Source organism: Roseomonas sp. F4, from assembly GCF_053891155.1.
Map to the genome: position 1 here is coordinate 958,501 of NZ_JBSSHK010000001.1, position 22,339 is coordinate 980,839.

At 68.9% G+C, this 22,339-nt stretch carries 29 protein-coding genes; 15 read left to right on the top strand and 14 right to left on the bottom strand.

The window, feature by feature from the left end:
* Positions 1-19: 19 nt before the first annotated feature.
* Positions 20-250 carry a hypothetical protein gene (locus ACVFYP_RS04580; protein WP_499198938.1) on the top strand — a complete coding sequence of 77 codons (231 nt, stop codon included), beginning with the start codon at positions 20-22 and terminating at the stop codon, positions 248-250.
* Between the two features lie 2 nt (positions 251-252).
* Here ACVFYP_RS04580 and ACVFYP_RS04585 read toward each other — a convergent pair whose 3' ends face one another.
* Genes ACVFYP_RS04585 through ACVFYP_RS04595 form a run of 3 tightly spaced genes read right to left on the bottom strand, consistent with a single transcriptional unit; the run spans position 253 to position 3,240 of the window.
* The gene (locus ACVFYP_RS04585) at positions 253-1,329 is read right to left on the bottom strand and encodes a tartrate dehydrogenase (RefSeq protein WP_499198939.1); all 1,077 of its coding nucleotides are present in this window, start codon (positions 1,327-1,329) and stop codon (positions 253-255) included.
* Positions 1,295-2,557, bottom strand: a complete 1,263-nt coding sequence (locus tag ACVFYP_RS04590; RefSeq protein WP_499198940.1) for a Coenzyme F420 hydrogenase/dehydrogenase, beta subunit C-terminal domain — start codon at positions 2,555-2,557, stop codon at positions 1,295-1,297. The genes ACVFYP_RS04585 and ACVFYP_RS04590 overlap by 35 nt, the downstream gene beginning before the upstream one ends.
* Before the next feature lie 8 nt (positions 2,558-2,565).
* A complete protein-coding gene (locus ACVFYP_RS04595; protein WP_499198941.1) occupies positions 2,566-3,240 on the bottom strand; it encodes an RraA family protein in 675 nt (224 codons plus the stop codon).
* 138 nt (positions 3,241-3,378) lie between these two features.
* Between ACVFYP_RS04595 and ACVFYP_RS04600 the strand changes: the two genes are divergently transcribed.
* Positions 3,379-3,813 (top strand): OsmC family protein, encoded by a 435-nt coding sequence (locus ACVFYP_RS04600; RefSeq protein WP_499198942.1) that lies wholly within the window; start codon positions 3,379-3,381, stop codon positions 3,811-3,813.
* Between the two features lie 49 nt (positions 3,814-3,862).
* On the opposite strand, the gene ACVFYP_RS04605 is transcribed toward ACVFYP_RS04600, so the two are convergent.
* Complete coding sequence (locus tag ACVFYP_RS04605; protein WP_499198943.1) at positions 3,863-4,810, bottom strand: 2-hydroxyacid dehydrogenase; 948 nt, start codon at positions 4,808-4,810, stop codon at positions 3,863-3,865.
* A 47-nt stretch (positions 4,811-4,857) separates the two neighbouring features.
* Between ACVFYP_RS04605 and ACVFYP_RS04610 the strand changes: the two genes are divergently transcribed.
* From ACVFYP_RS04610 to ACVFYP_RS04620, 3 genes are all read left to right on the top strand, one after another.
* Positions 4,858-5,625: an SDR family oxidoreductase gene (locus ACVFYP_RS04610; RefSeq protein ID WP_499198944.1), complete on the top strand. Its 768-nt coding sequence runs from the start codon at positions 4,858-4,860 to the stop codon at positions 5,623-5,625.
* Between the two features lie 129 nt (positions 5,626-5,754).
* Positions 5,755-7,236, top strand: a complete 1,482-nt coding sequence (locus ACVFYP_RS04615; protein ID WP_499198945.1) for a DASS family sodium-coupled anion symporter — start codon at positions 5,755-5,757, stop codon at positions 7,234-7,236.
* A 1-nt stretch (position 7,237) separates the two neighbouring features.
* Entirely contained in the window at positions 7,238-8,182 is a 945-nt protein-coding gene (locus tag ACVFYP_RS04620) for a lactate/malate family dehydrogenase (RefSeq protein WP_499198946.1), read from the top strand.
* 5 nt (positions 8,183-8,187) lie between these two features.
* Here ACVFYP_RS04620 and ACVFYP_RS04625 read toward each other — a convergent pair whose 3' ends face one another.
* Positions 8,188-8,961, bottom strand: coding sequence for an HpcH/HpaI aldolase family protein (locus ACVFYP_RS04625; RefSeq protein WP_499198947.1), 774 nt, complete (start codon positions 8,959-8,961; stop codon positions 8,188-8,190).
* Between the two features lie 14 nt (positions 8,962-8,975).
* Here ACVFYP_RS04625 and ACVFYP_RS04630 point away from each other — a divergent pair, with 14 nt between their 5' ends.
* The 6 genes from ACVFYP_RS04630 to ACVFYP_RS04655 all read left to right on the top strand — a co-directional run bounded on the left by ACVFYP_RS04630 (position 8,976) and on the right by ACVFYP_RS04655 (position 13,340).
* Positions 8,976-9,962, top strand: coding sequence for a hydroxyacid dehydrogenase (locus tag ACVFYP_RS04630; protein WP_499198948.1), 987 nt, complete (start codon positions 8,976-8,978; stop codon positions 9,960-9,962).
* The gene (locus ACVFYP_RS04635) at positions 9,959-10,756 is read left to right on the top strand and encodes a fumarylacetoacetate hydrolase family protein (protein WP_499198949.1); all 798 of its coding nucleotides are present in this window, start codon (positions 9,959-9,961) and stop codon (positions 10,754-10,756) included. Before ACVFYP_RS04630 ends, ACVFYP_RS04635 begins: the two co-directional genes overlap by 4 nt.
* Positions 10,757-10,779: 23 nt before the next feature.
* Entirely contained in the window at positions 10,780-11,559 is a 780-nt protein-coding gene (locus tag ACVFYP_RS04640; protein WP_499198950.1) for a class II aldolase/adducin family protein, read from the top strand.
* A gap of 2 nt (positions 11,560-11,561) precedes the next feature.
* Positions 11,562-12,278, top strand: a complete 717-nt coding sequence (locus ACVFYP_RS04645) for a ribonuclease activity regulator RraA (protein WP_499198951.1) — start codon at positions 11,562-11,564, stop codon at positions 12,276-12,278.
* 1 nt (position 12,279) lies between these two features.
* Positions 12,280-13,008: a class I SAM-dependent methyltransferase gene (locus ACVFYP_RS04650; protein WP_499198952.1), complete on the top strand. Its 729-nt coding sequence runs from the start codon at positions 12,280-12,282 to the stop codon at positions 13,006-13,008.
* A 77-nt stretch (positions 13,009-13,085) separates the two neighbouring features.
* Positions 13,086-13,340, top strand: a complete 255-nt coding sequence (locus ACVFYP_RS04655; protein WP_499198953.1) for a DUF3072 domain-containing protein — start codon at positions 13,086-13,088, stop codon at positions 13,338-13,340.
* On the opposite strand, the gene ACVFYP_RS04660 is transcribed toward ACVFYP_RS04655, so the two are convergent.
* From ACVFYP_RS04660 to ACVFYP_RS04685, 6 genes are all read right to left on the bottom strand, one after another.
* Positions 13,331-14,083 carry a DUF1194 domain-containing protein gene (locus tag ACVFYP_RS04660; RefSeq protein WP_499198954.1) on the bottom strand — a complete coding sequence of 251 codons (753 nt, stop codon included), beginning with the start codon at positions 14,081-14,083 and terminating at the stop codon, positions 13,331-13,333. The two genes, ACVFYP_RS04655 and ACVFYP_RS04660, sit on opposite strands and share 10 nt — an antisense overlap.
* Positions 14,084-14,268: 185 nt before the next feature.
* Entirely contained in the window at positions 14,269-14,874 is a 606-nt protein-coding gene (locus ACVFYP_RS04665; protein ID WP_499198955.1) for a glutathione S-transferase family protein, read from the bottom strand.
* A gap of 86 nt (positions 14,875-14,960) precedes the next feature.
* Positions 14,961-16,049: an OmpA family protein gene (locus tag ACVFYP_RS04670; RefSeq protein ID WP_499198956.1), complete on the bottom strand. Its 1,089-nt coding sequence runs from the start codon at positions 16,047-16,049 to the stop codon at positions 14,961-14,963.
* A gap of 185 nt (positions 16,050-16,234) precedes the next feature.
* Positions 16,235-17,356: a 5-(carboxyamino)imidazole ribonucleotide synthase gene (locus ACVFYP_RS04675; protein ID WP_499198957.1), complete on the bottom strand. Its 1,122-nt coding sequence runs from the start codon at positions 17,354-17,356 to the stop codon at positions 16,235-16,237.
* Entirely contained in the window at positions 17,353-17,850 is a 498-nt protein-coding gene (purE, locus tag ACVFYP_RS04680) for a 5-(carboxyamino)imidazole ribonucleotide mutase (protein ID WP_499198958.1), read from the bottom strand. The genes ACVFYP_RS04675 and purE overlap by 4 nt, the downstream gene beginning before the upstream one ends.
* A gap of 17 nt (positions 17,851-17,867) precedes the next feature.
* Positions 17,868-18,068, bottom strand: coding sequence for a YdcH family protein (locus tag ACVFYP_RS04685; protein ID WP_216840108.1), 201 nt, complete (start codon positions 18,066-18,068; stop codon positions 17,868-17,870).
* 201 nt (positions 18,069-18,269) lie between these two features.
* On the opposite strand from ACVFYP_RS04685, the gene ACVFYP_RS04690 reads away from it, so the two are divergent.
* Entirely contained in the window at positions 18,270-18,440 is a 171-nt protein-coding gene (locus ACVFYP_RS04690; RefSeq protein ID WP_499198959.1) for a YdcH family protein, read from the top strand.
* A 90-nt stretch (positions 18,441-18,530) separates the two neighbouring features.
* Here the strand turns inward: ACVFYP_RS04690 and ACVFYP_RS04695 are convergent, their stop codons facing one another.
* Entirely contained in the window at positions 18,531-19,103 is a 573-nt protein-coding gene (locus ACVFYP_RS04695) for a cell cycle transcriptional regulator TrcR (protein ID WP_499198960.1), read from the bottom strand.
* 149 nt (positions 19,104-19,252) lie between these two features.
* Here ACVFYP_RS04695 and ACVFYP_RS04700 point away from each other — a divergent pair, with 149 nt between their 5' ends.
* On the top strand, positions 19,253-19,444 hold the full coding sequence (locus tag ACVFYP_RS04700; protein ID WP_499198961.1) for a DUF1192 family protein: 192 nt from the start codon (positions 19,253-19,255) through the stop codon (positions 19,442-19,444).
* Positions 19,445-19,490: 46 nt separating this feature from the next.
* Here ACVFYP_RS04700 and ACVFYP_RS04705 read toward each other — a convergent pair whose 3' ends face one another.
* The gene (locus ACVFYP_RS04705) at positions 19,491-19,973 is read right to left on the bottom strand and encodes an Hsp20 family protein (RefSeq protein ID WP_499198962.1); all 483 of its coding nucleotides are present in this window, start codon (positions 19,971-19,973) and stop codon (positions 19,491-19,493) included.
* A gap of 225 nt (positions 19,974-20,198) precedes the next feature.
* Entirely contained in the window at positions 20,199-20,429 is a 231-nt protein-coding gene (gene rpmE, locus ACVFYP_RS04710) for a 50S ribosomal protein L31 (RefSeq protein ID WP_216878517.1), read from the bottom strand.
* Between the two features lie 198 nt (positions 20,430-20,627).
* Between rpmE and ACVFYP_RS04715 the strand changes: the two genes are divergently transcribed.
* Together ACVFYP_RS04715 and pdxY are read left to right on the top strand one after the other, a co-directional pair.
* The gene (locus ACVFYP_RS04715; RefSeq protein ID WP_499198963.1) at positions 20,628-21,374 is read left to right on the top strand and encodes an SDR family oxidoreductase; all 747 of its coding nucleotides are present in this window, start codon (positions 20,628-20,630) and stop codon (positions 21,372-21,374) included.
* Positions 21,371-22,258, top strand: coding sequence for a pyridoxal kinase PdxY (gene pdxY / locus ACVFYP_RS04720; RefSeq protein WP_499198964.1), 888 nt, complete (start codon positions 21,371-21,373; stop codon positions 22,256-22,258). Before ACVFYP_RS04715 ends, pdxY begins: the two co-directional genes overlap by 4 nt.
* Positions 22,259-22,339: the final 81 nt, after the last annotated feature.

The following is a 22,339-nucleotide window of genomic DNA, read 5'->3' on the forward strand; positions in this document are numbered from 1 at the left end:
TGCCATGACCCAGCACCAGATGTCCGACGACCCCAAGGCGCCACCGCCCGAACTGCCGGGCCTGCCGCCGGTCAATCCGCCAACCCCGGAGCGCGAGCTTCCGCCCCCGCAGCCCGACACCATGCCGGGCCTGCCGCCGGAGGCACCGCAGACCCCCACCCCGGGGCCGGACCTGCCCTATCCGGGCCAATTTCCGGAGGTGCCAAGCATCTCCCCGCCCGGCCCGCAGATGCCGCCGGCCGTCGCCTGACGTCAGGCGTTGGCGCCGCGCAGCGCCGCGATGACGGCCTCCGTCACCTGATCCGTCGTGGCGGTGCCGCCGAGGTCCGGTGTCAGGACCGTGCCTTTGGCGGTAACCGCGGCGATGGCCGCCATCAGCCGCTTGGCGGCGGGGGCCTCCCCCAGATGGTCCAGCATCATCGCCCCGGTCCAGAACGACCCCAGCGGATTGGCGATGCCCTTGCCGACGATGTCGAAGGCCGAGCCGTGGATCGGCTCGAACATCGAGGGGTTTTTACGCGACGGATCGAGGTTCGCGGTGGCGCCGATGCCGAGCGAGCCGGCGCAGGCGGAGGCGAGGTCGGACAGGATGTCGGCATGCAGGTTGGTCGCCAGCACCGTGTCCACGCTGCCGGGCTTCACCACCATGCGGGCCGCCATGGCGTCCACCAGCATCTTGTCGACCGTCAGCTCCGGATAGTCGGCGACCACGCCCGCCACCACCTCATCCCACAGGACCAGGCCGTGGCGCTGGGCGTTGGACTTGGTCACCACGGTCAGCTTCCGACGCGGCCGGGTCATCGCCAGGTCGCAGGCGAAGCGGGCGATGCGTTCGACGCCGCCGCGGGTGAACACGGCGACATCCATGCCGACTTCCAGCGGCAGGCCGCGATGGGCGCGGCCACCGACGCCGGCATATTCGCCTTCCGAATTCTCGCGCACGATCACCCAGTCGATGGCCGCGCCCAGCTCATCCTTCAGCGGGCCGACGATGCCGGGCAGCAGGGTGGTGGGGCGGACATTGGCGTATTGGTCAAAGCCCTGGCAGATCGCCAGCCGCAGATCCCACAGGGTGATGTGGTCCGGAATTTCCTTGTCGCCGACGGCGCCGAAGAAGATGGCGTCGAAGGGGGCGAGCTGGGCGAGGCCGTCTGCCGGCATCATGCGGCCGGTGCGGCGGTAGTAATCGCTGCCCCAGTCGAAGCTGGTGGTCTCGAAGGCGAAGCCGGCATCGGCCTGGGCCACCGCTTCCAGCACGCGCAGCCCGGCCTGGACCACCTCCGGCCCGATGCCGTCACCGCCGATCGCCGCGATCCTGTGCTTGCGCATGGCCTTGCTCTCCCTTGTCGTTTTCGCCCTCACGCGGCGTGATGCCATAGGGCGCGACCAGCGCCCAGACATGCGGCGGCACCATGTTCTTCATCCGCGCCGGCAGTTGGCGGCGCAGATGCAGCACCGTCTCCACCGCCTTCATCTCCACCCGTGCCCGGGCGAATTCCAGCCCGCGCGGGCCGATCCGCGGCATCAGCCAGCCGACGATGCCACGCAGAAAATTCGGCATGCGCCGCAGAGGCAGGCCGCCGGCGGCGCGTTCGGTATTGGCGAGGAAGCCCTTCACGGGGCCGGCGCGCTTGCCGGCGCTGCCGGGGGCCCTGGTGACCACTTCATCCCCCAGCAGGCCCAGAAGCTCCTCGCCCCGGGCATTGCGCACCAGCAGCCATTGATCGCCCTCGCCGGCCATGTAGCCCACGGTGATATCGGCGAGCACGTTGGTGTAGTCGACGCAGCTGCGGCAGGTGAGGGGGAAGAAATCGCCCGGCAACTGGCTGATCGGCAATTGCAGGAAAGGAATTTCCCGCAGGCGGCCATCGGCGAAGCGCAACTCCACATGGAAATCGGCGCGGAATTCCAGATAGGTGATGCTGTCCGGATCGGCGTCGAGCAGCGCCAGGAACTGGTGAAAATTCTCGGTGGTGGTGTTGTCGGAACAGGGCGTGCCGATGACGTAGAGCCGTTCAAGCCCCAGCTCCGCCTCCAGCGCCCGCAGCGCATAGACCTGGCAGGGGATGCCGATGATGGCCAGGCGCTTATGGCCGGCGGCGCGGGCGGGCTCCAGCAAGGCCAGCAGGGGCGCGTAGCCCATGCGCATGCCACGGCACTGCGCCATGCCTTCCGGCTTCGTCACCAGCACGGGAACGGGGCGCCATTTGTCCTCGGGGTCCGGCGCCATGGTCAGCACGGCATCCACCGCGCCGGCCTCCAGCAGCTTTTCGGCGAGGCGGGTGGTGATGCCGGTCCATTGCGCGCCGGGGCGGGGCGCGGCCAGCCGTGCCCGCAGCATCTGGCGGAAGGGGCCGAAATGCAGCTCATCCGGCCGGGCCGGATCGCGCGCCCTTCCATGCACCTGCGCCTCCAGCCGCGCATAATCCGGCTGGATGAACTGGCAGGCGCGGCCGCAGGCCTTGGCGTCCGCCATGCGGGAGACGCCGCAATCGGTACACAGCCCGCGCGGCGCCGCAGGGCCGAGAACCGGCACCTGCACCGCCGCGGGGGCCATGGGCGCGCTCAGACGCCTTCGCAGCCCAGCTTCCGCAGCGTGGCATCCACCCAGGCGCGATCGATGGTGCCGGCCTCGATTTCCGCCATCTGCTTCGTCTCGGCGGCGTGCTTCGCCTCGGTGGCGGCGCAGACCTTCTCGGCATCGGCGTAGGCCACGGAGACGAAGCCGTCCTCGTCACCCAGGATCAGGTCGCCCGGCTCGATCACCAGCCCGCCCATGGAGATCGGCACGTTGATCTCGCCGGGACCATCCTTGTAGGGGCCGCGATGGGTCACGCCGGCGGCATAGACGGGGAAGGGCTGCTGCGACAGCTCGCCGAGGTCGCGGATGGCGCCGTTGATGACGATGCCGCCCAGCTTGCGGCGCACCATCTGGGCCAGCATCAGCTCCCCGATGATGGCATTGGTCAGGTCGCCACCGGCATCGACCACGACGATGTCACCCGGCTCGGCGATGTCGATCGCCTTATGGACCATCAGATTGTCGCCCGGGCGGGTGCGCACGGTGAAGGCCGGGCCGGCCATGACGCCGCCCTTGTGCATCGGCCGCAGGGTCGGGCCGGCGGCGAAGATGCGGGACATGCTGTCGGAGACATTGGCCACCGGCAATTTGCGGAAGCGCTCGATCAGCGCGGGCGCGACGGCGCGGCTGCGGGGCAGGATACGGAAACCGACAGGCATGGGCGTCTCTCCAGGCAGGACTTTTTCTTCGCCTACAGGTGAGGCGCGGCGGCGGCAAGGTGCCTGCGCGCGGCATTGTCATCGCAAAACGCCGCCCCGCGCCCCATCTGCCGCCTCGGCAACAGAAGGAGAGCGCCCATGGCCAGCATTTCCCGTAGCGGTTCGGCCCATTGGGAAGGGGGCGGCAAGGATGGCACCGGCCATGTCTCCACCCAGTCCGGCGTGCTCAAGGAAGCGCCCTACGGCTTCAACGCCCGCTTCGGCGACGGCCGCGGCACCAATCCGGAGGAGCTGATCGCCGCCGCCCATGCCGGCTGCTTCACCATGGCGCTGGCCTTCCAGCTCGCCGGGGCGAATTTTACGGCGGAGCGGATGGACACCTCGGCCAAGGTCGGGATGGACCAGATCGAGGGCGGCTGGAAGATCGCCCGGGTGGCGCTGACCCTGAAGGCGAAGGTGCCGGGGTGCGACGACGCCACCTTCCAGAAGCTGGCGGCCACCGCCAAGGCGAATTGCCCGGTCAGCAAGGTGCTGAACGCGGAGATCACGCTGGAGGCGGTGCTGGAGAGCTGAGCGGTCGAAGCCCCCACCCAACCCTCCCCCCTGAGAAGGGGGGAGGGCTTCAGACGAGGGGTGTCAACAGGGGGCGGCCGTCGAGCTGGGCTTCCAGGTTTTCGCGCATCAGCTGTCCCATATCCTTGCGCGTCTCCACGGTGCCGCTGGCGGCGTGGGGCTGCAGCACGACGTTCGGGAATGTCAGGAATTCCGGGTCGATCGCCGGTTCGTTGAGAAACACATCGAGCCCCGCCGCGCCGATCCGCCCGCTTCGCAGCGCCTCCAGCAGCGCGCCCTCATCCACCACGGTACCGCGCGAGACATTCACGAAAATCGCGCCGGGCCGCAGCGCCTCGATCGCCGCGCGGTCCACCAGCCCGCGCGTCGCCGCGCCGCCGGCGGCCGAGACGCAGAACACATCCACCTCCGGCGCCATCGCCGCCGGGGTCGGATAGTGGGTGTAGGGCAGGCCCGGCTGCGGGGCGCGGCCGGAATAAGACACCTGCATGCCGAAGGCGGCCGCCCGCTGCGCGATGGCCTTGCCGATGCGCCCCAGCCCGACAATGCCCAGCCGCTTGCCCCAGACCCGCGTGGTCAGCGGCATTGGCCCCCTGGTGGCCCAGGACCCGTCGCGGATCCAGGCCTCGCCCAGGCGCAGGTTTCGCGCGGCGGCCAGCATCAGCATCATGGCCATGTCGGCCACTTCCTCGGTCAGGACATCCGGCGTGTTGGTCACGCGGATGTTGCGCGCGCGGGCGGCCTCCAGGTCGATGGCATCCACGCCGACGCCATAGCAGGCGATAATCCTGGTCAGCGGCAGCGCATCCATCAGCACGGCATCGGCGCCGATTTCGCCCTTGGTGCAGATGGCGACGATACTGTCCCGCCCCGCCGCCAGCAGCGCCGCCTTATCCGCGGCCTGCCAGTAATGATGCAGGGTGAAGCGCTCGGCGAGTGCCACAAAATCCCAATCGGGCAACTCGCCCACCACCAGCAGTCCCGGCTTGTCCGACATCCTGTTTCCCCCCACCCTTGGCTGGAATGAAGGACAGGGAGGCGGGAATGACGCAAGGGCTGTTCGACCTGAAGGGGCGCCGCGTGCTGATCACGGGGTCCAGCCGCGGCATTGGCTTCGCCCTGGCGCGCGGGCTGGGCCAGGCCGGGGCGAGCGTGGTGCTGAACGGCCGCGACCCCAAGGTGCTGGCGGAGGCCACCCGCAGCCTGGCCGCCGAAGGCCTGGACGTGACCGAGGCCGGCTTCGAGGTGACCGACCCGCATGCGCTGGATGCGGCGATCGCGGAGATCGAGACCCGCCTCGGCCCGATCGAGGTGCTGGTGAACAATGCCGGCATCAACCGCCGCTTCCCGGCAACGGCCGTGACGCCCGAGACCTTCCGGGAGGTGATGTCCACCAATGTGGAGGCCGTGTTCTTTATGGCCCAGGCCGTTGCGCGGCGGATGCTGGAACGCGGCCATGGCAAGATCATCAACATCGCCAGCGTGCAGTCCGAGCTCGGCCGCGCCACCATCGCCCCCTACGCCACCAGCAAGGGCGCCGTGCGGATGATGACGCGCACGCTCTGCGCCGAATGGGCCAAGGGCGGCATCCAGGTGAACGCCGTGGCGCCGGGCTACTTCGCCACCGACCTGACCAAGCCGTTGGTGGACGATCCCGCCTTCACCGACTGGCTGTGCCAGCGCGTGCCGGCCGGGCGCTGGGGCAAGGTGGAGGAGTTGGTGGGCGCGACCGTGTTTCTGGCGTCGCGCGCCTCCGACTTCGTCAATGGGCACCTGCTGTATGTCGATGGCGGCATGACCGCGGTGGTGTGACACCCCGGCCTGGCACGCTCCCAACAATATACTTTGCTGACAGCCGCCGAACGCGCCCGCTGGCGCGTTCGTTCGGTTGCACCAACGCACCACGGCGCATGATCCAACCGACTTCCAGGAATGCGCCCGATGTTGCTCATGTCGCCGGCGGAGCCCGAGTCCAACCGTAAGCTGGCCTGGCTTGCCTTTGCCATCGGCGCCTATCTCGCCGTTCTCATGCTGCCGACGCCGGAAGGGCTTTCGGCCTCGGGCCAGGTGGCGCTGGGGCTGCTGGCGCTGGTGGTCATCCTGTGGATCACCGAATGCGTCTCGCCCGCCGCCAGCGCCGTCCTGCTGATCGGCGGCGCGGTGCTCGGCCTCATGGGCAAGCCGCTGGTGGCGGGCGGCACGCCGATGCGGTCCGTCGAGGCGCTGACGGTGATGCTGGCTGGCTTTTCCTCCTCCGCCGTCATCCTGGTGGCGGGTGCGCTGTTCCTGGCCGTCGCGCTGCGCCTGACGGGCCTCGATCGCCGCGTTGCCTTGCTCGTGATGAGTCGCGTAGGCATCTCGCCGGCCCGGCTGACGGTGGGCGCCATGATCGTGGGCTTCGTGCTCGCCCTGTTCATCCCCTCCGCCACCGCCCGCGTCGGCGCCATCATCCCGATCATGGTCGGCGTGGTCACGGCACTCGGCTTGCCCGTGGCCAGCAGCCTGGGCGCCACGCTGATGATCGTGACGGCGCAGGCCTGCTCCATCTTCAACATCGCGGTGAAGACCGGCGCCGCGCAGAACCTGATCAGCCTGAACTTCATGCAGTCCAGCTTCGAGCGGACCGTGACCTGGGGCGAGTGGTTCATCACCGCGCTGCCGCTGACGCTGTCGATGAGCGTGGTGCTGTTCTTCGTCTCCCTGGTCCTGCTGCGCCCGCAGGTGCCACCGGCGGAGGAGGCGCGGGCGCGACTGGCGAAGGAGGTCGCGGGTCTTGGCCCCGTCACGCCGGCCGAATGGCGGCTGATGCTGGTGGCGGGTCTGCTGCTGGTGGCCTGGTCCACCGAGGGCTGGCTGCATCCGCTGGACACCACCACCGTCACCCTGATCGGCATCGCGCTGCTGCTGATGCCGCGCTTCGGCGTCATGACCTGGGCGGGGGCGGAGAAGCAGGTGCCCTGGGGCACGATCGTCCTGTTCGCCGCAGGCATCGCGCTCGGCATCCTGCTGGCCCGCACCGGCGCGGCCGCCTGGCTGGCGAGCGTCACGCTGGGGCAGTTGGGGCTGGAGACGCGATCCGTGGTGGCGGTGGTCGGCGCGCTGTCGCTGTTCAGCATCATCCTGCATCTGGGCTTCGCCTCGGCGACGGGCCTGGCCAGCACGCTGATCCCGATCATGATCGCCTTTGCCCAGACGCTGCCCTTCGGGCCGCAGACCATCTTCGGCATCGTGATGATCCAGGCCTATGTCGTGTCCTTCGGCTTCATCCTGCCGACCAACGCGCCGCAGAACATGCTCTGCTACGGGACGGGCGCCTTCAGCACGATGCAATTCGCCAAGGTCGGCGTGGTCATGACCCTCGCCGGGCTCGGGCTGATCCTGCTGCTGTCCGTGACGATCTGGCCGATGATGGGAGTGCTCTGACATGCGCGGCAAAGTCGGGATCGTGGGGGCGGGCCAGGTGGGCGCCGCCTGCGGCTTTCTGCTGGCGCAGACGCCGGGCGTCGATGAGCTGATCCTGGTGGACCAGGACGCGGCAAGGGCGGCCTCCGAGGCCGCGGACATCGGCCATGCCGCGGCCTTCGGCCCGGCGGCGCAGGTGGCGTCGGGGGACTATGCCGATCTGGCGGGCGCGCAGCTGGTGGTCATCGCCGCCGGCGGTAACCTGAAGCCGGGTCAGACCCGGCTCGACCTTCTGGCGGCCAATGTGAAGATTGTCGGCGCCGTGCTGGACCAAGTGCTGCGCGTGGTGCCCGACGCGGTCCTGCTCTTCGCGACCAACCCCGTCGATGTCATGCCCGCGCTGGCGGTTCGGCGCTTCGGCGTGCCGCCGGGGCGAGCGATCGGCACCGGATGCGCGTTGGATTCCGCGCGTTTCCGGGATCGCCTGGCGCGGTATCTGGGCGTCTCCACCGGCTCGGTCCATGCCTATGTGCTGGGTGAGCATGGCGATTCCGAAGTGCTGCACTGGAGCGGGGCGCAGGCCGCGGGCATGCCGCTGATCCGCTTCGCCGAACAGATCGGCCGCCCGCTGCCGGCTGAGCTGCGCGACAGCATCGCAAGCGAGGTGCGCGGCTCCGCCTATCGGATCAAGGAGGGCAAGGGCGTTTCCAATTACGGGATCGCCGGCTCCGTCGCGCGGCTCGCGCGCAGCATCGTCAATGACGAACAGGCCGTGTTCAGCGTCTCCACCTTCATGGAGGAATTGCTCGGCGTGGCGGAGACCTGCGTGTCCCTGCCGCATCTGCTGGGCGCCCGCGGCGCTTCGCATCCCTTGCTGCCGGAGATGGACGAAGCGGAGACGGAGGCGCTGCGCCACAGCGCCGCCCTGCTGCACGACGCCATCCGCGCCGGGCTGGCGGAGCAGTAGGGCTCCTACAGCCCCCGCATCCAGGCGGCCCGCGCTGTCGCCGCCGCCTGAAGCAGGGTCGCGTCATGCGCCGTCGAGACCCAGCGCATCCCCAGCGCCTTGGCGCGGACAAAATGCGCCTCCTCCACGATTCCGCCCATCCCCGGCACCTTGCCCGCCGCACGGCAGGCGCTGGCCACGGCCTCCGCCGCCTCCCACAGCGCCGGGTTCTCCTTCATCCCTGCCTGGCCAAGATCGGCGCTGAGGTCGGAGGCGCCGAGGAACAGCACGTCGATTCCGGGCACGGCCGCGATCGCCGCCGCGTTGCGCACCGCCTGCTGCGTCTCGATGATGACCACCACGATGGTCTCGGCGGAAAGCGTGGCCACGGCCTCACCTTGGCTGACCTTGTGGCGGCGGAAATGCGGGAAGATCGGGGGCAGGGGGCGGCGCCCCTCCGGCGCGAAGCGGGCGGCGCGGGCCACGGCCTGGGCCTGGGCGGCGGTCTCGACGCGCGGAATCACCACGCCGAGCGCGCCGGCGGACAAGGCCTGGCCGATCGGGCCGGGCGCGTCATCCGGCAGGCGCACCAGCGGCGCGATTCCTGCCTCCAGCCCCGCCAGCAGGATTTCGGAGGCCGCGTCGGGGCCGATCAGATTGTGCTCGCAATCCAGCACCAGCGCGTCGAAGCCGCTGCGGGCGAAGATTCGGGCGCTGTCGCCACTGCGGGCCAGTTGCAGGGTCGCGACCAGTGCCGTATCGCCGGCCGCGAGCCGTGTCTTCAGATCATTCAATTGCATGGGACCGCAGCCTGATGCCTGAGTGCTTCATCGTCCAGCCCATCCACCCGGCCGGGCTGGACCGGCTTCGGGAAGGCGGCGTGACCCCCCGCATCGCCACCGCGCCGGATATGGAAACCGTGGCGCGGGAATTGCCCGGCTGCGTGGGCGTGATCACCCGGAATGCCGGGCTGAAGGCGGCCCCGATGCGAGCCGCGGACAGCCTGCTGGTCATCGCCAATCACGGCGTCGGCACCAATGAGATCGACCTGGTGCAAGCCGCCGAGCTTGGCATCCCCACGGTCTTCACGCCGACGGCCAATGCCCGTTCGGTCGCCGAACACGCCATGGCGCTGACCCTGGCGCTGGCCCGCAAGGTGATCCCGGCCGATGCCGCGGTGCGGGGCCTCGACTGGCGCCTGCGCTATGAGGCGCGGATGATGGAGCTGCATGGCAAGACCATGGGCCTGGTCGGCTTCGGCACCATCGGCCGCATGACCGGCGCCATGGCGCGCAACGGTTTTGGCATGAAGCTGCTGGTCTTCTCCCCGGGCGTGTCCGATTCCATCCTGATGGAGGCCGGCGCCGAGCGCGCCCCGACGCTCGAGGCGCTGCTGGAACGCGCCGATGTCGTCTCCCTGCACCGCCCGCTGCGCCCCGACACGCGCAACATGATCGACGCGGCGGCCCTGGCCCGGATGCAGCCCCATGCGCTGCTGGTGAACACTGCCCGCGGCCAGTTGATCGATGCCGAGGCGCTGGCCGCCGCCTTGCAGGCCGGCACCATCGCCGGCGCCGCCATCGATGTCTTCAAGGTGGAACCCGCCCCGGCCGAGGACCCGATCCTGACCGCGCCCAACACCGTGCTCGCGCCCCATATCGGCGGCGTGACGGAGGAAGCGATGCGGGAGACGGCGCTGCAATGCGCCGAGCAGGTGCTGGATGTGCTGGCCGGCCGCCGCCCGCCGCATCTGGTGCAGCCGGAGGTCTGGGACCGCCGCCGCATGGGAGCCGTCGCATGAAGGTCCTGGCTTTTACCGTCGACGGCACGCCGCGCACCGGGCGCCTGCAAGGCGACAAGGTCTTCGGCTTCGCCGGCAACCCGCCCTTGTCGCGGGTGCTGACCGAGGGCGCCCCGGCGGAGGATGGCGAATGGCCATTGGCCAGCGTCGCCATCACCGCGCCGCTGCCCGAAGCCCGACTGTTCTGCATCGGCCTGAACTACCCAAAACCGCATCCGCTGGGCGGGGAGGTGAAGGGGCCGGCGAACATCTCCTACTTCCTCAAGCACCAGGCGGCGCTGGTCGGCCCTGGCGCGGCGCTGCGGCCGCCGGGCGTCTCGGAACAGTTCGACTATGAATGCGAGCTGGCCGTCGTCATCGGCAAGGCGGGCCACCGCATCGCGGAGGCCGAGGCGCTGGCGCATATCGGCGGCTACACGATCCTGAACGATGGCTCGGTGCGCGACTGGCAGGCGCATAGCGTCACCGCCGGCAAGAATTTTTTCGAGTCCGGAAGCTGGGGTCCCACCGTCACCACGGCGGATGAGGTCGCGGACTGGCGGGAGCTGCGCCTGCAAACCCGGCTGAATGGCAGGACGGTGCAGGACAGCAAGGCCGGCGCGATGTTCTTCGGGCTGGAAAAGATCATCGCCTATCTCTCCACCATCACGCCGCTGTTGCCGGGCGATGTCATCGCCACAGGCTCCCCGGAAGGCACCGGCGCCACCCAGAAGCCGCCGCGCTTCCTGGTCTCGGGCGATTCTCTGGAATTCGAGGTTTCGGGCCTCGGCATCCTGACCAATACTGTCGCCTGATCCGCAAAGGGCCCGCTGCCGCCATGGACATCAACACCCCCACCCGCATCCCCGCCGGCATCGACGAGGCCGAATGGGCCATCCGTTGCGACCTGGCCGCGCTGTACCGGCTGGTCGCGCATCACAAGATGACGGACCTGATCTACACCCATATCAGCGCCCGCATCCCCGGCCCGGAACACCACTTCCTCATCAACCGCTACGGCGTGATGTTCCATGAGATGCGCGCCAGCGACCTGGTGAAGATCGACCTGGACGGCAATGTAGTGGATCCCCACCATCCCGCCGAGCCGACCACGGTGAACAAGGCCGGCTTCGTCATCCACTCCGCCATCCATGCGGCGCGGGAGGATGCGATCTGCGTGGTCCACACCCACACCGCCGCCGGCATCGCCGTTTCCGCCCAGGAACACGGGTTGCTGCCGATCAGCCAGCACGCGCTGAAGTTCTACGGCCGCCTCGCCTATCACGGCTATGAGGGCATCGCGCTGGATCTGGAGGAGCGGGACCGGCTGGTGGCCGATCTCGGCGAGCATTCCGCGATGATCCTGGTGAACCACGGGCTGCTGGTCACCGGCCGCACCATCCCGGAAGCCTGGAACCAGATCTACTATCTGGAGCGCGCCTGCCAGGCGCAGGTCGCGGCCCTTTCGGGCGGTGCCAAGCTGATCCTGCCGCCGGAGGAGGTGCGGCTTCGCACCGCCAGCCAATACGGCAAGGACCCCAACAGCCCGACCATGATGCTGGCCTGGCAGGCGAGCCTGCGCCTGATCGAGGGCGACCGCACGGATTGGCGCTGCTGAGCATGGCCTTGCATGAGCAGACCCGCGCCGCCCTGAAGCGCGTTTCCACCGCGACCCTCGCCACCGCTTTGTACAAGCGCGGCTTTCGCAGCCAGATGATCCAGGGCGTGCTGCCCCTGGCCCCGCTGGGCGAGAGCATGGTGGGGGAGGCCTTCACGCTGCGCACCATTCCGGCGCGGGAGGATCTGAACCCGCTTTCCGCCTTCCGCGACCGGTCCCATCCGCAGCGCAAGGGCGTGGAGGATTGCCCGCCCGGCCATATCTTCGTCGTCGACAGCCGCAAGGACCCGCGCGCGGCCTCCGCCGGCGGAATCCTGGTGACGCGGCTGATGGTGCGCGGCGTGGCCGGGGTGGTGACCGATGGCGGCTTCCGGGATGCGGCGGATATCGCCAAGCTGGCGATCCCGGCCTTCCATGCCCGCCCTTCCGCGCCCACCAATCTGACGCTGCACCAGCCGATCGAGATGAACGTGCCGATCGGCTGCGGCGATGCGCCGGTGTTTCCGGGCGATGTGCTGGTCGGCGACAATGACGGCGTGATCGTCATTCCCGCCCATATCGCCGAGGAAGTCACGGCGGAGGCGGTGGAGATGACCGCTTTCGAGGACTTCGTGCAGGAACAGGTGGCCGGTGGCCAGTCCATCCTCGGCCTCTATCCGCCGACGGATGAGAGCAACCTGGAACGCTTTGCCGAGTGGCGGAAGCGGCACGGGCGGTGAGGTGACCGAAAGCCTCTACGACCGCCCGGATTTTTTCGCCGCCTATGCGCGGCTGCCACGTTCCGAACAGGGGCTGGAGGGCGCGCCGGAATGGGCTTCGCTCCAGGCCCTGCTGCCGGCGATGGTGGGGAAGCGGGTGCTCGACCTTGGCTGCGGCTATGGCTGGTTCGCGCGTTGGGCGCGGGCGCAGGGGGCAGAGAGTGTCCTCGCCCTTGATGTTTCGGCACGCATGCTGGAACGCGCTGCGGCGCTGACCGAAGGTGAGGGCATCGACTACCGGCAGGGGGATCTGGAGGCGCTGGATATCCCCATCGCCGCCTTCGACATCGCCTTCTCCTCGCTCGCCTTCCATTATGTGGTGGGGCTGCCGGATATGCTGCGCCGTGTGCATGCGGCGCTGGCGCCGGGCGGCGTGCTGGTTTTCTCCCAGGAACATCCGCTGCTGACGGCACCCAGCCATCCGGGCTGGATCACGCCCGCGCAGGGCCAGCGGGTCTGGGCGCTGGATGACTATCTGGAGGAAGGGCCGCGGGTGACCGACTGGCTCGCCCCCGGCGTGGTGAAGCAGCATCGCGGGCTCGGCACGCTGGTGAATGCCCTGATCGGCGCGGGCTTCACCCTGGCCCATCTGGAGGAATGGTCGCCCAGCCCGGCGCAGCTGGCATCTGAGCCGGCCTGGGCGGAGGAGCGCGACCGGCCGAGCTTTCTTCTGGTGAAGGCGGCCGGCTGAATCCAGCCTGCGAAACGCCGGCGGAAACCATCCGGCCACCATGAACGTTCTGGCAACACAAGCCGGAGAACACCGTCATGGCCGACCGCAAGACTGCCCCTGTCGAGGACGAAAACCCCAAGACCAGCCCCGATCCGGGCTCCAACACCATCAAGGACCCCGCGGATTGGACCACGGGTGAGGAGCCGATGACCGGCGCCCAGGCCTCCTACCTCAAGACGCTGAGCGAGGAGGCGAAGGAGGAATTCGATCCCTCCCTGTCCAAGGCCGCGGCCTCGATGCGAATCGACGAGCTTCAGGCCAAGACCGGTCGCGGCAAGGCTCAGGCGTAGGCGCGTTCCACCAAGGGGCCGGGCAGCGGGGCCGAGGCGATTTCGCGGATGATCTTGCGCTTCACCGCGGTTTCGAAGGCGTCAAAGCCCTCCGCCACCATCAGGAAGGCGCCCGGCCCGCCGATCACCTCGTCACGATAGTAATTGTCGAGGGACGGCATGCCCGCGGCCCAAGGCTGCGGCGAGCGGTCCAGCACGGCGAGGCCGTTCAGCACGATGCCCTTGTCCAGCGCCTCGGCCCGGGCATCGGCCACCGGACGGCCGGAATTGCTGATGCCATCGCCGGAGATGTCCACCACCTTGCGGGTGCCCTCATAGCCCTGGCCGAACAGGCCGGCGGCGTAATCCATGGCACCGGAGATGGAGGTATAGAGCCAGGTGCGGCGCGGCGCGGCGTCCAGCGCCTGGGCGAAGCCCTCGGCGGCGGTGGCGCCATCGATCCGGGTCCAGGGCACCAGCAACTCCTGGATATGCCAGTCGGACCAGGTGAACAGCGTCACGGCGATCTGGCCGAGCGGACCGCCGGCGATGCCCTCGATCAGGCGCTGGTCGCGGAAGGCCGCGGCATAGCCCTTGAACTGAAGCTCCTGCTCCTGCTCATCCACCGAACGGCTGACATCGACGGCAAGCACCAACTCGATATCCACAGGCTCCATGGCCCGGACGGGGGAGGGGCGCAGGATCAGGGGCGCGGCGAGGGCGCCGCCGATGAAGCCGCGCCGAGTGGTCGATCCGATCCGCATAATGCAAGCGCTCCTTCGCAGCCGCGATGGCCGTTTAGGACGCTAACTCCCTGGGCGTTTCCTAACCCTGAAAATGCTGCACTGCAACACGATTTCTGCCTTTAATCCGGGCGTCTGCTTCCAGTGTGGACCTATGGGAGGCAAACGGCTTGGGCAAATGCCTGCAAATGCCTGTAAATGCGGCGTCAGCTCACCCAGCGTGTCGCGCCGATCGCCGGAATGGCATTGGCGCGGTCACGTAAGGCAGCCAGGGCCGGGAAGCGGCCCGCGATCATGTCCGGCAGGACCGTCGCGGCGAAGTCGAAGCCTGCCACGGCAGTGACATCCGCCTGAGTCATAGCTTCCCCGCAGAGCCAGGCGCCGGATTCCGCCAGCCGGTCCAGCGCCGCGAAGCCGGCCTGCGCCTGGCTGGCGAGGCGTGCCTGGTTGTCCGGCCAGTGCCATTCGGCCGGGCGGCGCGATTCGTAATAGGTCGCGACCAGCTTCTCCGTCGCGCCTGCGGCGAGGGCCAGCGCCCGCAGCACCTCACGGCGCGCCGCGCCCTCACGGGGAATGAGGGCGCGGTCCGGTGCCATCTCATCCAGCGCGTCCAGGATGGCGGCGCTGTCCACCAGCACTTCCCCATCCTCCAGCACCAGGGCCGGCACCCGGCCGAGCGGATTGAGCGCGCGGATCGCTTCCGCATCCGCGACGGTGCTGAGGGGCCGCTGCGTATAGGGCAGGCCGAGAAGGTTGAGGGAGGCCGCGCAGCGGCGGACGAAGGGGGAGAGGTTGCGGCCGATGAGGATCATGGGCGCAACGTCCCAGCCCTGTGGCCAAAAAGAAAGGGGGGCGCCCTGCGGCGCCCCCCCCAATTGGCTTCGAGAGAAGCCTGCGATCAGCGCAGGACGATCTCGACGCGGCGGTTCTGCGGCTCGCGCACACCGTCGGCGGTCGGGACCAGCGGGCGGCTCTCGCCGAAGGCCTGGATGGCCATCGCGGCGCGAGGAATGCCACGGCGCTCCAGCTCGGCCGCGACGGCCGCGGCGCGGCGCTCGGACAGGCGCTGGTTGTACTGCGGCGTGCCCGAACGGTCGGCGTGGCCGGAAACCTCGATGCGGGTCGTGCCGACGCGCTGGCTGTTGGTCGCGGCTTCCGCGATGATCTGGCGGGCACGGTCCGTCAGGTCGGCGCGGTCGAAGTCGAAGAACACCAGGTAGGTGCGGGCGACGGCCGGAGCAGCGGCCGGCGGGGCGGCCGGGGCCACGACCGGCGGCGGCGGCGTCACGCCGAAGGCGTAGCGCAGACCGATCAGCAGGCTGTGGTTGTAGTTGTCCATCTCCGCGGTGCCGCGGCCCGAATTGTCACGGCGCGCGTCGATATCGTTATCGAGCGTGCCCATGAAACGGTATTCGGCGGTGACCGCCAGGCCCGGGACCTGCGCGATCGGGAAGGCCGCGCCGACGATCGCCTGATAGGCGAACTGGCCGTCGGTGCCATCGGCGCGCACGGTGGCGCCGCTGTTCACGCCACCGCGGATGTCGTTGTCCACCCACTGGTAGCCGGCGCCAACGCCGACATACGGCGTCAGGAAGCTGCCCGGGCCGAGGTCGAAGTCATACAGGGCGTTCGCCATCACGCCATAGGTCGTGGCGCGGCCGCTGGAACGGCCGTTGCGCGGCACGCCCATGCCGGACACGTCGTCCACGTCATTGGTGCGGTAGGAACCCTCGATCTCGGCGCGGACGCCGTTGCCGAAGCCGTAGCCCAGGCTGATCACGCCGACGTAGCCGTAGTTGAACTCGGCCGTGCCGGTCAGCGGCGCGCCGACGGTGCTGGTCATGCTGCGCGAGAGGGTCACATCGGACTCCTGCCGCAGGTTCACACCCGCGCCGGCGCCCACATAGAGACCGCTGATCGGCTGGGCGTTGGCGGCAACCGGCAGCGCCAGCACCGTCGCGGCCAGAAGGATTTTCTTCAGGCTCATCGAAATTCTCCTCAAACACAAATCGCGGCACTGGTCCGCATCAGGGTATGCCGCAGAGAAGCTGCATCCCCGCCGCGCCAAGTGCATACCCAGTATCTATAGCGGATTTCAGCCACCAACAGCGTGTGCAGCAGCACAATCCCCGCGCTGTGACAATCGCGCCACAGCACCCCATGGTAAATTGGTCACAGCGGCGAGAGCAGGTCCGGATCGGCCGTTTTTTGCAGCGTGCCGGGCGGCAGAAGGCGGGTCGCATGGCCCAGTTTGCGGCCCTTCCGCGCTTCCGCCTTGCCATAAAGGTGCAGCGCGACATCCGGCATCGCCGCCAGATCGGGCCAGGCGCCGTAGCTCTCCGGTCCGACCAGGTTTTTCATGACCGAGTCGGCGTGGCGGCCCGGCTCCGGCAGCGGCAGGCCGGCGACCGCGCGGATATGCAGCTCGAACTGCCCGTGCCGGCAGGCATCCATGGTCCAATGGCCCGAGTTATGCGGCCGGGGCGCCATTTCATTGGCCAGCAGCGTGCCGTCCGGCAGCAGGAACATCTCCAGCGCCAGCACACCCACCAGATCCAGCGCCGTGGCCAAGGCGGCGACATGGGCGCGGGCCTGGGCGGCGACCGCCTCGGGCACCAGGGCCGGGGCGAAGGTCAGGTCCAGGATGTGATGGGCGTGGCGATTCTCCACTGCGTCGAAGGTCACCACGGTGCCGTCCACCCCGCGCGCGGCGATGGCCGAAACCTCCTTCGCGAAGGGGATGAAGGCCTCCAGAATCAGCGGGTGGGGCGACAGGCGAGCGAACGCTTCCGCCGCATCTTCCGGCTGGCGCAGCACGGCCTGGCCGCGGCCGTCATAGCCGAGGCGCGTGGTCTTCAGCACCGCCGGCAGGCCCAGCTCAGCGATCGCAGCTTCCAGCTCGGACAGGCTGTGGACGGCGCGCCAGGGTCCGACCGGAATGCCGGCCTTTTCCAAAAAGGTCTTTTCGGCGATGCGGTCCTGGCCGATGCGCAGCGCGGCGACGCCGGGCCGGCAGGGCACCAGCGGGGCCAGCGCGTCCAGCGTGGCGGCCGGCACATTCTCGAATTCGAAGGTCACCACATCGACGGCGGCGGCGAAGGCGGCCAGGGCTGTCGCATCGGTGTAGTCGGCGACGGTCCGCGCCGCGGCCACCTGCATGCCAGGCGAATCCGCCTCCGGCGCGAAGATGTGGCAGCGATAGCCCAGCGCCGCCGCGGCCAGCGCCGACATGCGGCCGAGCTGGCCGCCACCCAGAATGCCGATGGTCGAGCCGGGGGGGAGCATCCCGCTCATACCGGCGAATCCGCCACCGCATCCGTCTGCGCCTGGCGGAAGGCGGCCAGCCGTGCGGCCAGGGCCGGATCCTCCAGCGCCAGGATCGCCGCGGCCAGCAGGCCCGCATTGATGGCGCCGGCCTTGCCGATGGCGAGCGTGCCCACCGGAATGCCGCCCGGCATCTGGACGATGGACATCAGGCTATCCATGCCCTTCAGCGCATGGCTTTCCACCGGCACGCCCAGCACCGGCAGGGCGGTGAGGGAGGCGACCATGCCGGGCAGGGCGGCGGCCCCGCCGGCGCCGGCGATCAGCACCTTCAACCCACGCCCGGCCGCGGCCTGGGCATAGTCATACATGCGGGTGGGCGTTCGATGGGCGGAGACCACGCGGGTCTCATGCGGCACCTCGAGGCGCGAAAGCACCTCCGCCGCATGGCGCATCGTCTCCCAATCCGAGGTGCTGCCCATGATGACGCCCACGCGAGGCGAGGGGGCGGTGACTTCGGTCATTCAGAGCCTCGGACTGGTCAGGCGATAATGTCGGGGACGAGTTGGCTTTCCAGCCAGGCGATCTCGTCCTTCAGCTTCAGCTTGCGCTTCTTCAGCCGCTGCAGCTGCAAGGCGTCGGTCCCGGCCTCATCCAGCCGGGCGATGACGGTGTCGAGGTCCCGGTGCTCGCTGCGCAACTCGTGCAACCGGCGGAGGAGGCTGTCGCGGTCGGCCTGCATGGGCCCCCAATATTTCAGTTGGGTGTCTCAAACTTGGCGCTGGAAAGTGCCAAGCATCCGCATAACATGACACGGGCGGGCGCAGAAGGGACGGTTGCGCGCCCGGGGCTGGTTATGCCGCCTGAAATTCCCGCGGCGCCCGCCTCTGGCGTGGATCGTGCCGACGCTGCCCGTAATGGCAACGGACAAGGATGATTGCGCATGGCCGAGGCTGCACGTATCCGCTCCCTGGAGGCGCGGCACGCGACGCTCGAGACGCGAATCGCTGAGGAAGGCGGCCGACCCCGCCCCGATGACATAGCGCTGATGCGCTTGAAGCGCGAAAAACTGCGCCTCAAGGAGGAAATGGAGAAGCTTCGGACGCGCCATTAGGGCGTGATGGCCGAAGGTGCGAAGGCACCGAAGGTCTGAATCACGCGCTCCAACGGGCGCGCGGGCGGGGGGAAGATCCCCCCGCCTGTCTCAGGCGGCCGCGTCGTCCAGCGGCTGCGGCGGGGCCACCGGCCCGCCATGGCGATCATTCGCCGTCCCCACCGCCTCATTCAAGGCCGTCTGCGTGCAGAGGCCCAGCGTCACCGGGTCGCGCGGCTTGATATTCGCCGTGTTCGGGTGGGTCTTGTCCCGGACCTTGGCGATGGTCTCCTTCGTGGTGGCCAGCAGCTTCACGATCTGCGGGTCCGACAACTGCGGATAGTTGCGCAGCAGCCAGGCGATCGCATCCGGCCGCTCCGTCCGCTTCGCCACGGGGATATAGCGCGCCCCCTTGCTGCGCTGCTTGGGCAGCGGGGTGGAGGATTCCGTCAGCACCAGCCGGGCTGCCGGATTGGCCTCGCAACGGATGATTTCCTCGCGCTTCAGCTGGTCGTTTGCGATCGGGTCGTAGCCGACAATGCCTTGCGCCACCTCGCCATCGGCGATGGCCTGGACTTCCAGCGGGTGCATCCCGACGAAATCGGCAATCTGCTCGAAGGAGAGCGACGTCTTCTCGATCAGCCACACGGCGGTGGCCTTCGGCATCAGGGGCGTCTTCATCATGGGACCCTTTGTGGTTCGGGCCGCGGCCCGGGCATGCGACCACGCTGCCGCCGGGGCGCCCGCGCCTCGTCAATTTCGGATATAGAGAGCAGCCGGGGCCGGGTCAAAGGCTCGCGGGACCGCAAAGGATAAGGAATGAGGCTGGCAGCATGATGATCGAGGAGGAGGGGCCACGCCCGACCGGACGCTTCAAGCCCCCGGTGATCGACCGCTGGGATGAGGATGAGCTGCGCGCCTATATCGAGCAGCTTCGCGCCGAGATCGCCCGGGCGGAGGCCGAGATCGGCAAGCGCCAGGCCAGCAGGGCGGCGGCGGACCTGTTTTTCAAGCGGCCGGACTAAGATCACCAAAAAGGCCGGCGGATTGCTCCGCCGGCCCGGTTCAGCCTCAGGCGGCCTGGGCCTGCGGCGTCTGGTTTTCCAACACCCGCTGCGGGGTCGGCGCCTGGATCTCGATCCGGCGCGGCTTCAGCGCCTCCGGCACCTGACGCTTCAGCGCCACATGCAGCAGGCCGTGTTCGAGCTGCGCGCCCTCGATGACGATATGGTCGGCGAGGACGAAGCGACGCTCGAAGGCCCGGCCGGCGATGCCACGGTACAGCACGCGCCCATTGTCCTGGCCATTGGCCGGGGCGGGCGCCGCCTTGCCGGCAACGGTCAGGGTGTTGTCATGTGCCGTGACCTCGATGTCATCGGGGCCGAAGCCGGCGACGGCCATGGTCAGCACATAGCTGTCCTCACCGGCCTTCTCGATATTGTAGGGCGGGTAGCTGGGCCCATCCGCCGCCGCGCGGGCGTTTTCCACCAGGCGGGCCATACGGTCGAAGCCGATGGCGGAACGGAACAGGGGCGAGAAATCGAAAGCGTTCACGGAAGACCTCCTGCGGTAGCAAGGTCGTTGCAAGGCGGATCGCCAGGATTTACGCCCCCGCTCAGCGGGCGACATGGTCCGGCCTCCGCGCTGTCGGCCCCGATCGGGCACCGCCAGCACGCAGGAGTTAGTCAGCCGTTAGAACGGCTTCAAGAGGGTGCCAAACACGCAAAAAGGGCGCGCCCATCGGGCACGCCCCTCGCAAACCGGGAACCCCGCGCCTGATCAGGCGGTCTTGCGGATGCCCAGGCCGGCGAACTTCTTGTTGAACTTGGCGATCTGGCCGCCCGTGTCCATCACGCGCTGCTGGCCGGTCCAGGCCGGGTGCGACTTGGGGTCGATGTCCAGGCGAATGGTGTCGCCTTCCTTCCCGTAGCAGGACCGGGTCGTATAGGCATAACCATCCGTCATGATGACGTTGATGGTGTGATACTCGGGATGGATATCGGGCTTCATCGCAGGGGCGCTCACGCTGATGGGCCCACCGACAGCGACCGGCAGGCGCGGGAAAACGGCCTATAGAGGACGGGCGGGGGCCGCGCAACCTTGCGACCCAAGGGGCAGAAGCACGTATCCCCCCATTGAGCCACTGGCCCGCTTGGCCGATCCTGCCGCGCCGTCCTGCCTTGGCGGCATGTCATTGGGGAATGCCGCATGCGTCTGCAGGGAAAATCCGCCATCGTCACCGGCGCGGCCTCCGGGTTCGGGGAGGGTATCGCCCGCCGCTTCGCAGCCGAGGGCGCCTGGGTGATCTGCGCCGACCAGAACCTGGAAGGCGCGACCCGCCTGGCCAAGGAGATCGGCGGCACCCCGGTCGGCGGCGATGTGGCGGAGGAGGCGGCGGTACGCGCCATCGTCGCCCGCGCGGTGGAGGAGTTCGGCGGGCTCGACATCGTGGTGAACAATGCCGGCACCACCCATCGGAACAAGCCGATCCTGGAGGTGACGGAAGACGAGTTCGACCGGATCTATGCCGTCAACGTCAAATCCATCTTCTGGATGGTGCGGGAAGCGGTGCCGGTGATGCAGCGCCAGGGGCGCGGCGGGTCGATCATCAACATCGCCTCCACCGCCGGCATCCGGCCGCGGCCGGGGCTGACCTGGTACAATTCCACCAAGGGGGCGGTGAACACCGCGACCCAGGCGATGGCGCAGGAATTCGCCAAGGACAATATCCGGGTCAATGCCGTCTGCCCGGTGATCGGCGCGACGGGGCTGCTGGAGGCCTTCATGGGCGGGCCGGATACGCCGGAGATGCGGGCCAAGTTCGTGGCCAGCGTGCCGCTCGGCCGCATGTCCACCCCGGCCGACATCGCCAATGCCTGCCTCTGGCTGGCCGAGGATGCCTCCAGCTTCATCACCGGCGTGCTGCTGCCGGTGGATGGGGGGCGCTGCGCATGAACCAAGCCGTGTCGCCGGCCGATGCGGGCCGGCCGCTCAATATCATGTCGATCCAGTCCTGGGTCGCCTATGGCCATGTGGGCAACACCTCCGCCGTCTTCCCGCTGCAAAGGCTGGGGGCGGAGGTCTGGGCGCTGAACACGGTGCAGTTCTCCAACCACACCGGCTACGGCGCCTGGCGCGGCCAGGTCTTTGCGAGTGAGCTGATCGAGGAGCTGGTGCTGGGCATTGCCGAGCGCGGCGCGCTGGAGCGCTGCGATGCGGTGCTGTCGGGCTATATGGGCGATCCGGGGACCGGCGCGGCCATTCTCTCGGCGGTGGCGCGGGTGAAGGCGGCCAATCCGGGGGCGATGTATTGCTGCGACCCGGTGATCGGCGATGTCGGCCGCGGCGTCTTCGTCCGCCCGGGTATCCCGGAATTCATGCGCGACCGCGCCGTACCGGCGGCCGATATTCTCACGCCGAACCAGTTCGAGTTGGAATGGCTGACCGGCCTGACGATCACGAGCCTCGACAGCGCCAAGGCCGCCATCGCCGCCTTGCAGGCCCAGGGGCCGCGCTGCGTGCTGGTGACCTCCCTGCATGTCGAGGACACGCCGGCGGATTCGATGGACATGCTGGTGGGGGAGGGTGGGCGCTTCTTCCGCATCCGCACCCCCCTGCTGCCGATTTCCGTTAACGGCGCGGGGGATGCCATCGCGGCGCTGTTCCTGTTCCACCGGCTGCGCTGGGGTGAACCCTCCGTCGCGCTCTCGGCCGCCGCCTCCTCCATCCACGGGCTGCTGCGGCGCACGGCGGAGGCGGGGTCGCGCGAAATCCTGACGGTCGCGGCGCAGGAGGAGTTCGTAACCCCCTCCCGCGTCTTTCGCGCTGTCGGCTGCTAAGGAGGGCAACGCCCGGGCGGATGGCGCGTTTCTCCCGAAAGCGCGATGACCGAAGGTGCGAAGGCACCGAAGGTCTGAATC

Coding starts and splice junctions, on each gene's coding strand:
- pdxY (WP_499198964.1), top strand. CDS start 21,371: ATGAACCAAGCCGTGTCGCCGGCCGATGCGGGCCGGCCGCTCAATATC.
- ACVFYP_RS04635 (WP_499198949.1), top strand. CDS start 9,959: ATGAAGGTCCTGGCTTTTACCGTCGACGGCACGCCGCGCACCGGGCGC.
- ACVFYP_RS04610 (WP_499198944.1), top strand. CDS start 4,858: ATGACGCAAGGGCTGTTCGACCTGAAGGGGCGCCGCGTGCTGATCACG.
- rpmE (WP_216878517.1), bottom strand. CDS start 20,429: ATGAAGCCCGATATCCATCCCGAGTATCACACCATCAACGTCATCATG.
- ACVFYP_RS04715 (WP_499198963.1), top strand. CDS start 20,628: ATGCGTCTGCAGGGAAAATCCGCCATCGTCACCGGCGCGGCCTCCGGG.
- ACVFYP_RS04700 (WP_499198961.1), top strand. CDS start 19,253: ATGATGATCGAGGAGGAGGGGCCACGCCCGACCGGACGCTTCAAGCCC.
- ACVFYP_RS04615 (WP_499198945.1), top strand. CDS start 5,755: ATGTTGCTCATGTCGCCGGCGGAGCCCGAGTCCAACCGTAAGCTGGCC.
- ACVFYP_RS04695 (WP_499198960.1), bottom strand. CDS start 19,103: ATGATGAAGACGCCCCTGATGCCGAAGGCCACCGCCGTGTGGCTGATC.
- ACVFYP_RS04640 (WP_499198950.1), top strand. CDS start 10,780: ATGGACATCAACACCCCCACCCGCATCCCCGCCGGCATCGACGAGGCC.
- ACVFYP_RS04630 (WP_499198948.1), top strand. CDS start 8,976: ATGCCTGAGTGCTTCATCGTCCAGCCCATCCACCCGGCCGGGCTGGAC.
- ACVFYP_RS04620 (WP_499198946.1), top strand. CDS start 7,238: ATGCGCGGCAAAGTCGGGATCGTGGGGGCGGGCCAGGTGGGCGCCGCC.
- ACVFYP_RS04580 (WP_499198938.1), top strand. CDS start 20: ATGTCCGACGACCCCAAGGCGCCACCGCCCGAACTGCCGGGCCTGCCG.
- ACVFYP_RS04655 (WP_499198953.1), top strand. CDS start 13,086: ATGGCCGACCGCAAGACTGCCCCTGTCGAGGACGAAAACCCCAAGACC.
- ACVFYP_RS04595 (WP_499198941.1), bottom strand. CDS start 3,240: ATGCCTGTCGGTTTCCGTATCCTGCCCCGCAGCCGCGCCGTCGCGCCC.
- ACVFYP_RS04685 (WP_216840108.1), bottom strand. CDS start 18,068: ATGCAGGCCGACCGCGACAGCCTCCTCCGCCGGTTGCACGAGTTGCGC.
- purE (WP_499198958.1), bottom strand. CDS start 17,850: ATGACCGAAGTCACCGCCCCCTCGCCTCGCGTGGGCGTCATCATGGGC.
- ACVFYP_RS04645 (WP_499198951.1), top strand. CDS start 11,562: ATGGCCTTGCATGAGCAGACCCGCGCCGCCCTGAAGCGCGTTTCCACC.
- ACVFYP_RS04665 (WP_499198955.1), bottom strand. CDS start 14,874: ATGATCCTCATCGGCCGCAACCTCTCCCCCTTCGTCCGCCGCTGCGCG.
- ACVFYP_RS04660 (WP_499198954.1), bottom strand. CDS start 14,083: ATGCGGATCGGATCGACCACTCGGCGCGGCTTCATCGGCGGCGCCCTC.
- ACVFYP_RS04675 (WP_499198957.1), bottom strand. CDS start 17,356: ATGAGCGGGATGCTCCCCCCCGGCTCGACCATCGGCATTCTGGGTGGC.
- ACVFYP_RS04670 (WP_499198956.1), bottom strand. CDS start 16,049: ATGAGCCTGAAGAAAATCCTTCTGGCCGCGACGGTGCTGGCGCTGCCG.
- ACVFYP_RS04585 (WP_499198939.1), bottom strand. CDS start 1,329: ATGCGCAAGCACAGGATCGCGGCGATCGGCGGTGACGGCATCGGGCCG.
- ACVFYP_RS04625 (WP_499198947.1), bottom strand. CDS start 8,961: ATGCAATTGAATGATCTGAAGACACGGCTCGCGGCCGGCGATACGGCA.
- ACVFYP_RS04690 (WP_499198959.1), top strand. CDS start 18,270: ATGGCCGAGGCTGCACGTATCCGCTCCCTGGAGGCGCGGCACGCGACG.
- ACVFYP_RS04600 (WP_499198942.1), top strand. CDS start 3,379: ATGGCCAGCATTTCCCGTAGCGGTTCGGCCCATTGGGAAGGGGGCGGC.
- ACVFYP_RS04605 (WP_499198943.1), bottom strand. CDS start 4,810: ATGTCGGACAAGCCGGGACTGCTGGTGGTGGGCGAGTTGCCCGATTGG.
- ACVFYP_RS04590 (WP_499198940.1), bottom strand. CDS start 2,557: ATGGCCCCCGCGGCGGTGCAGGTGCCGGTTCTCGGCCCTGCGGCGCCG.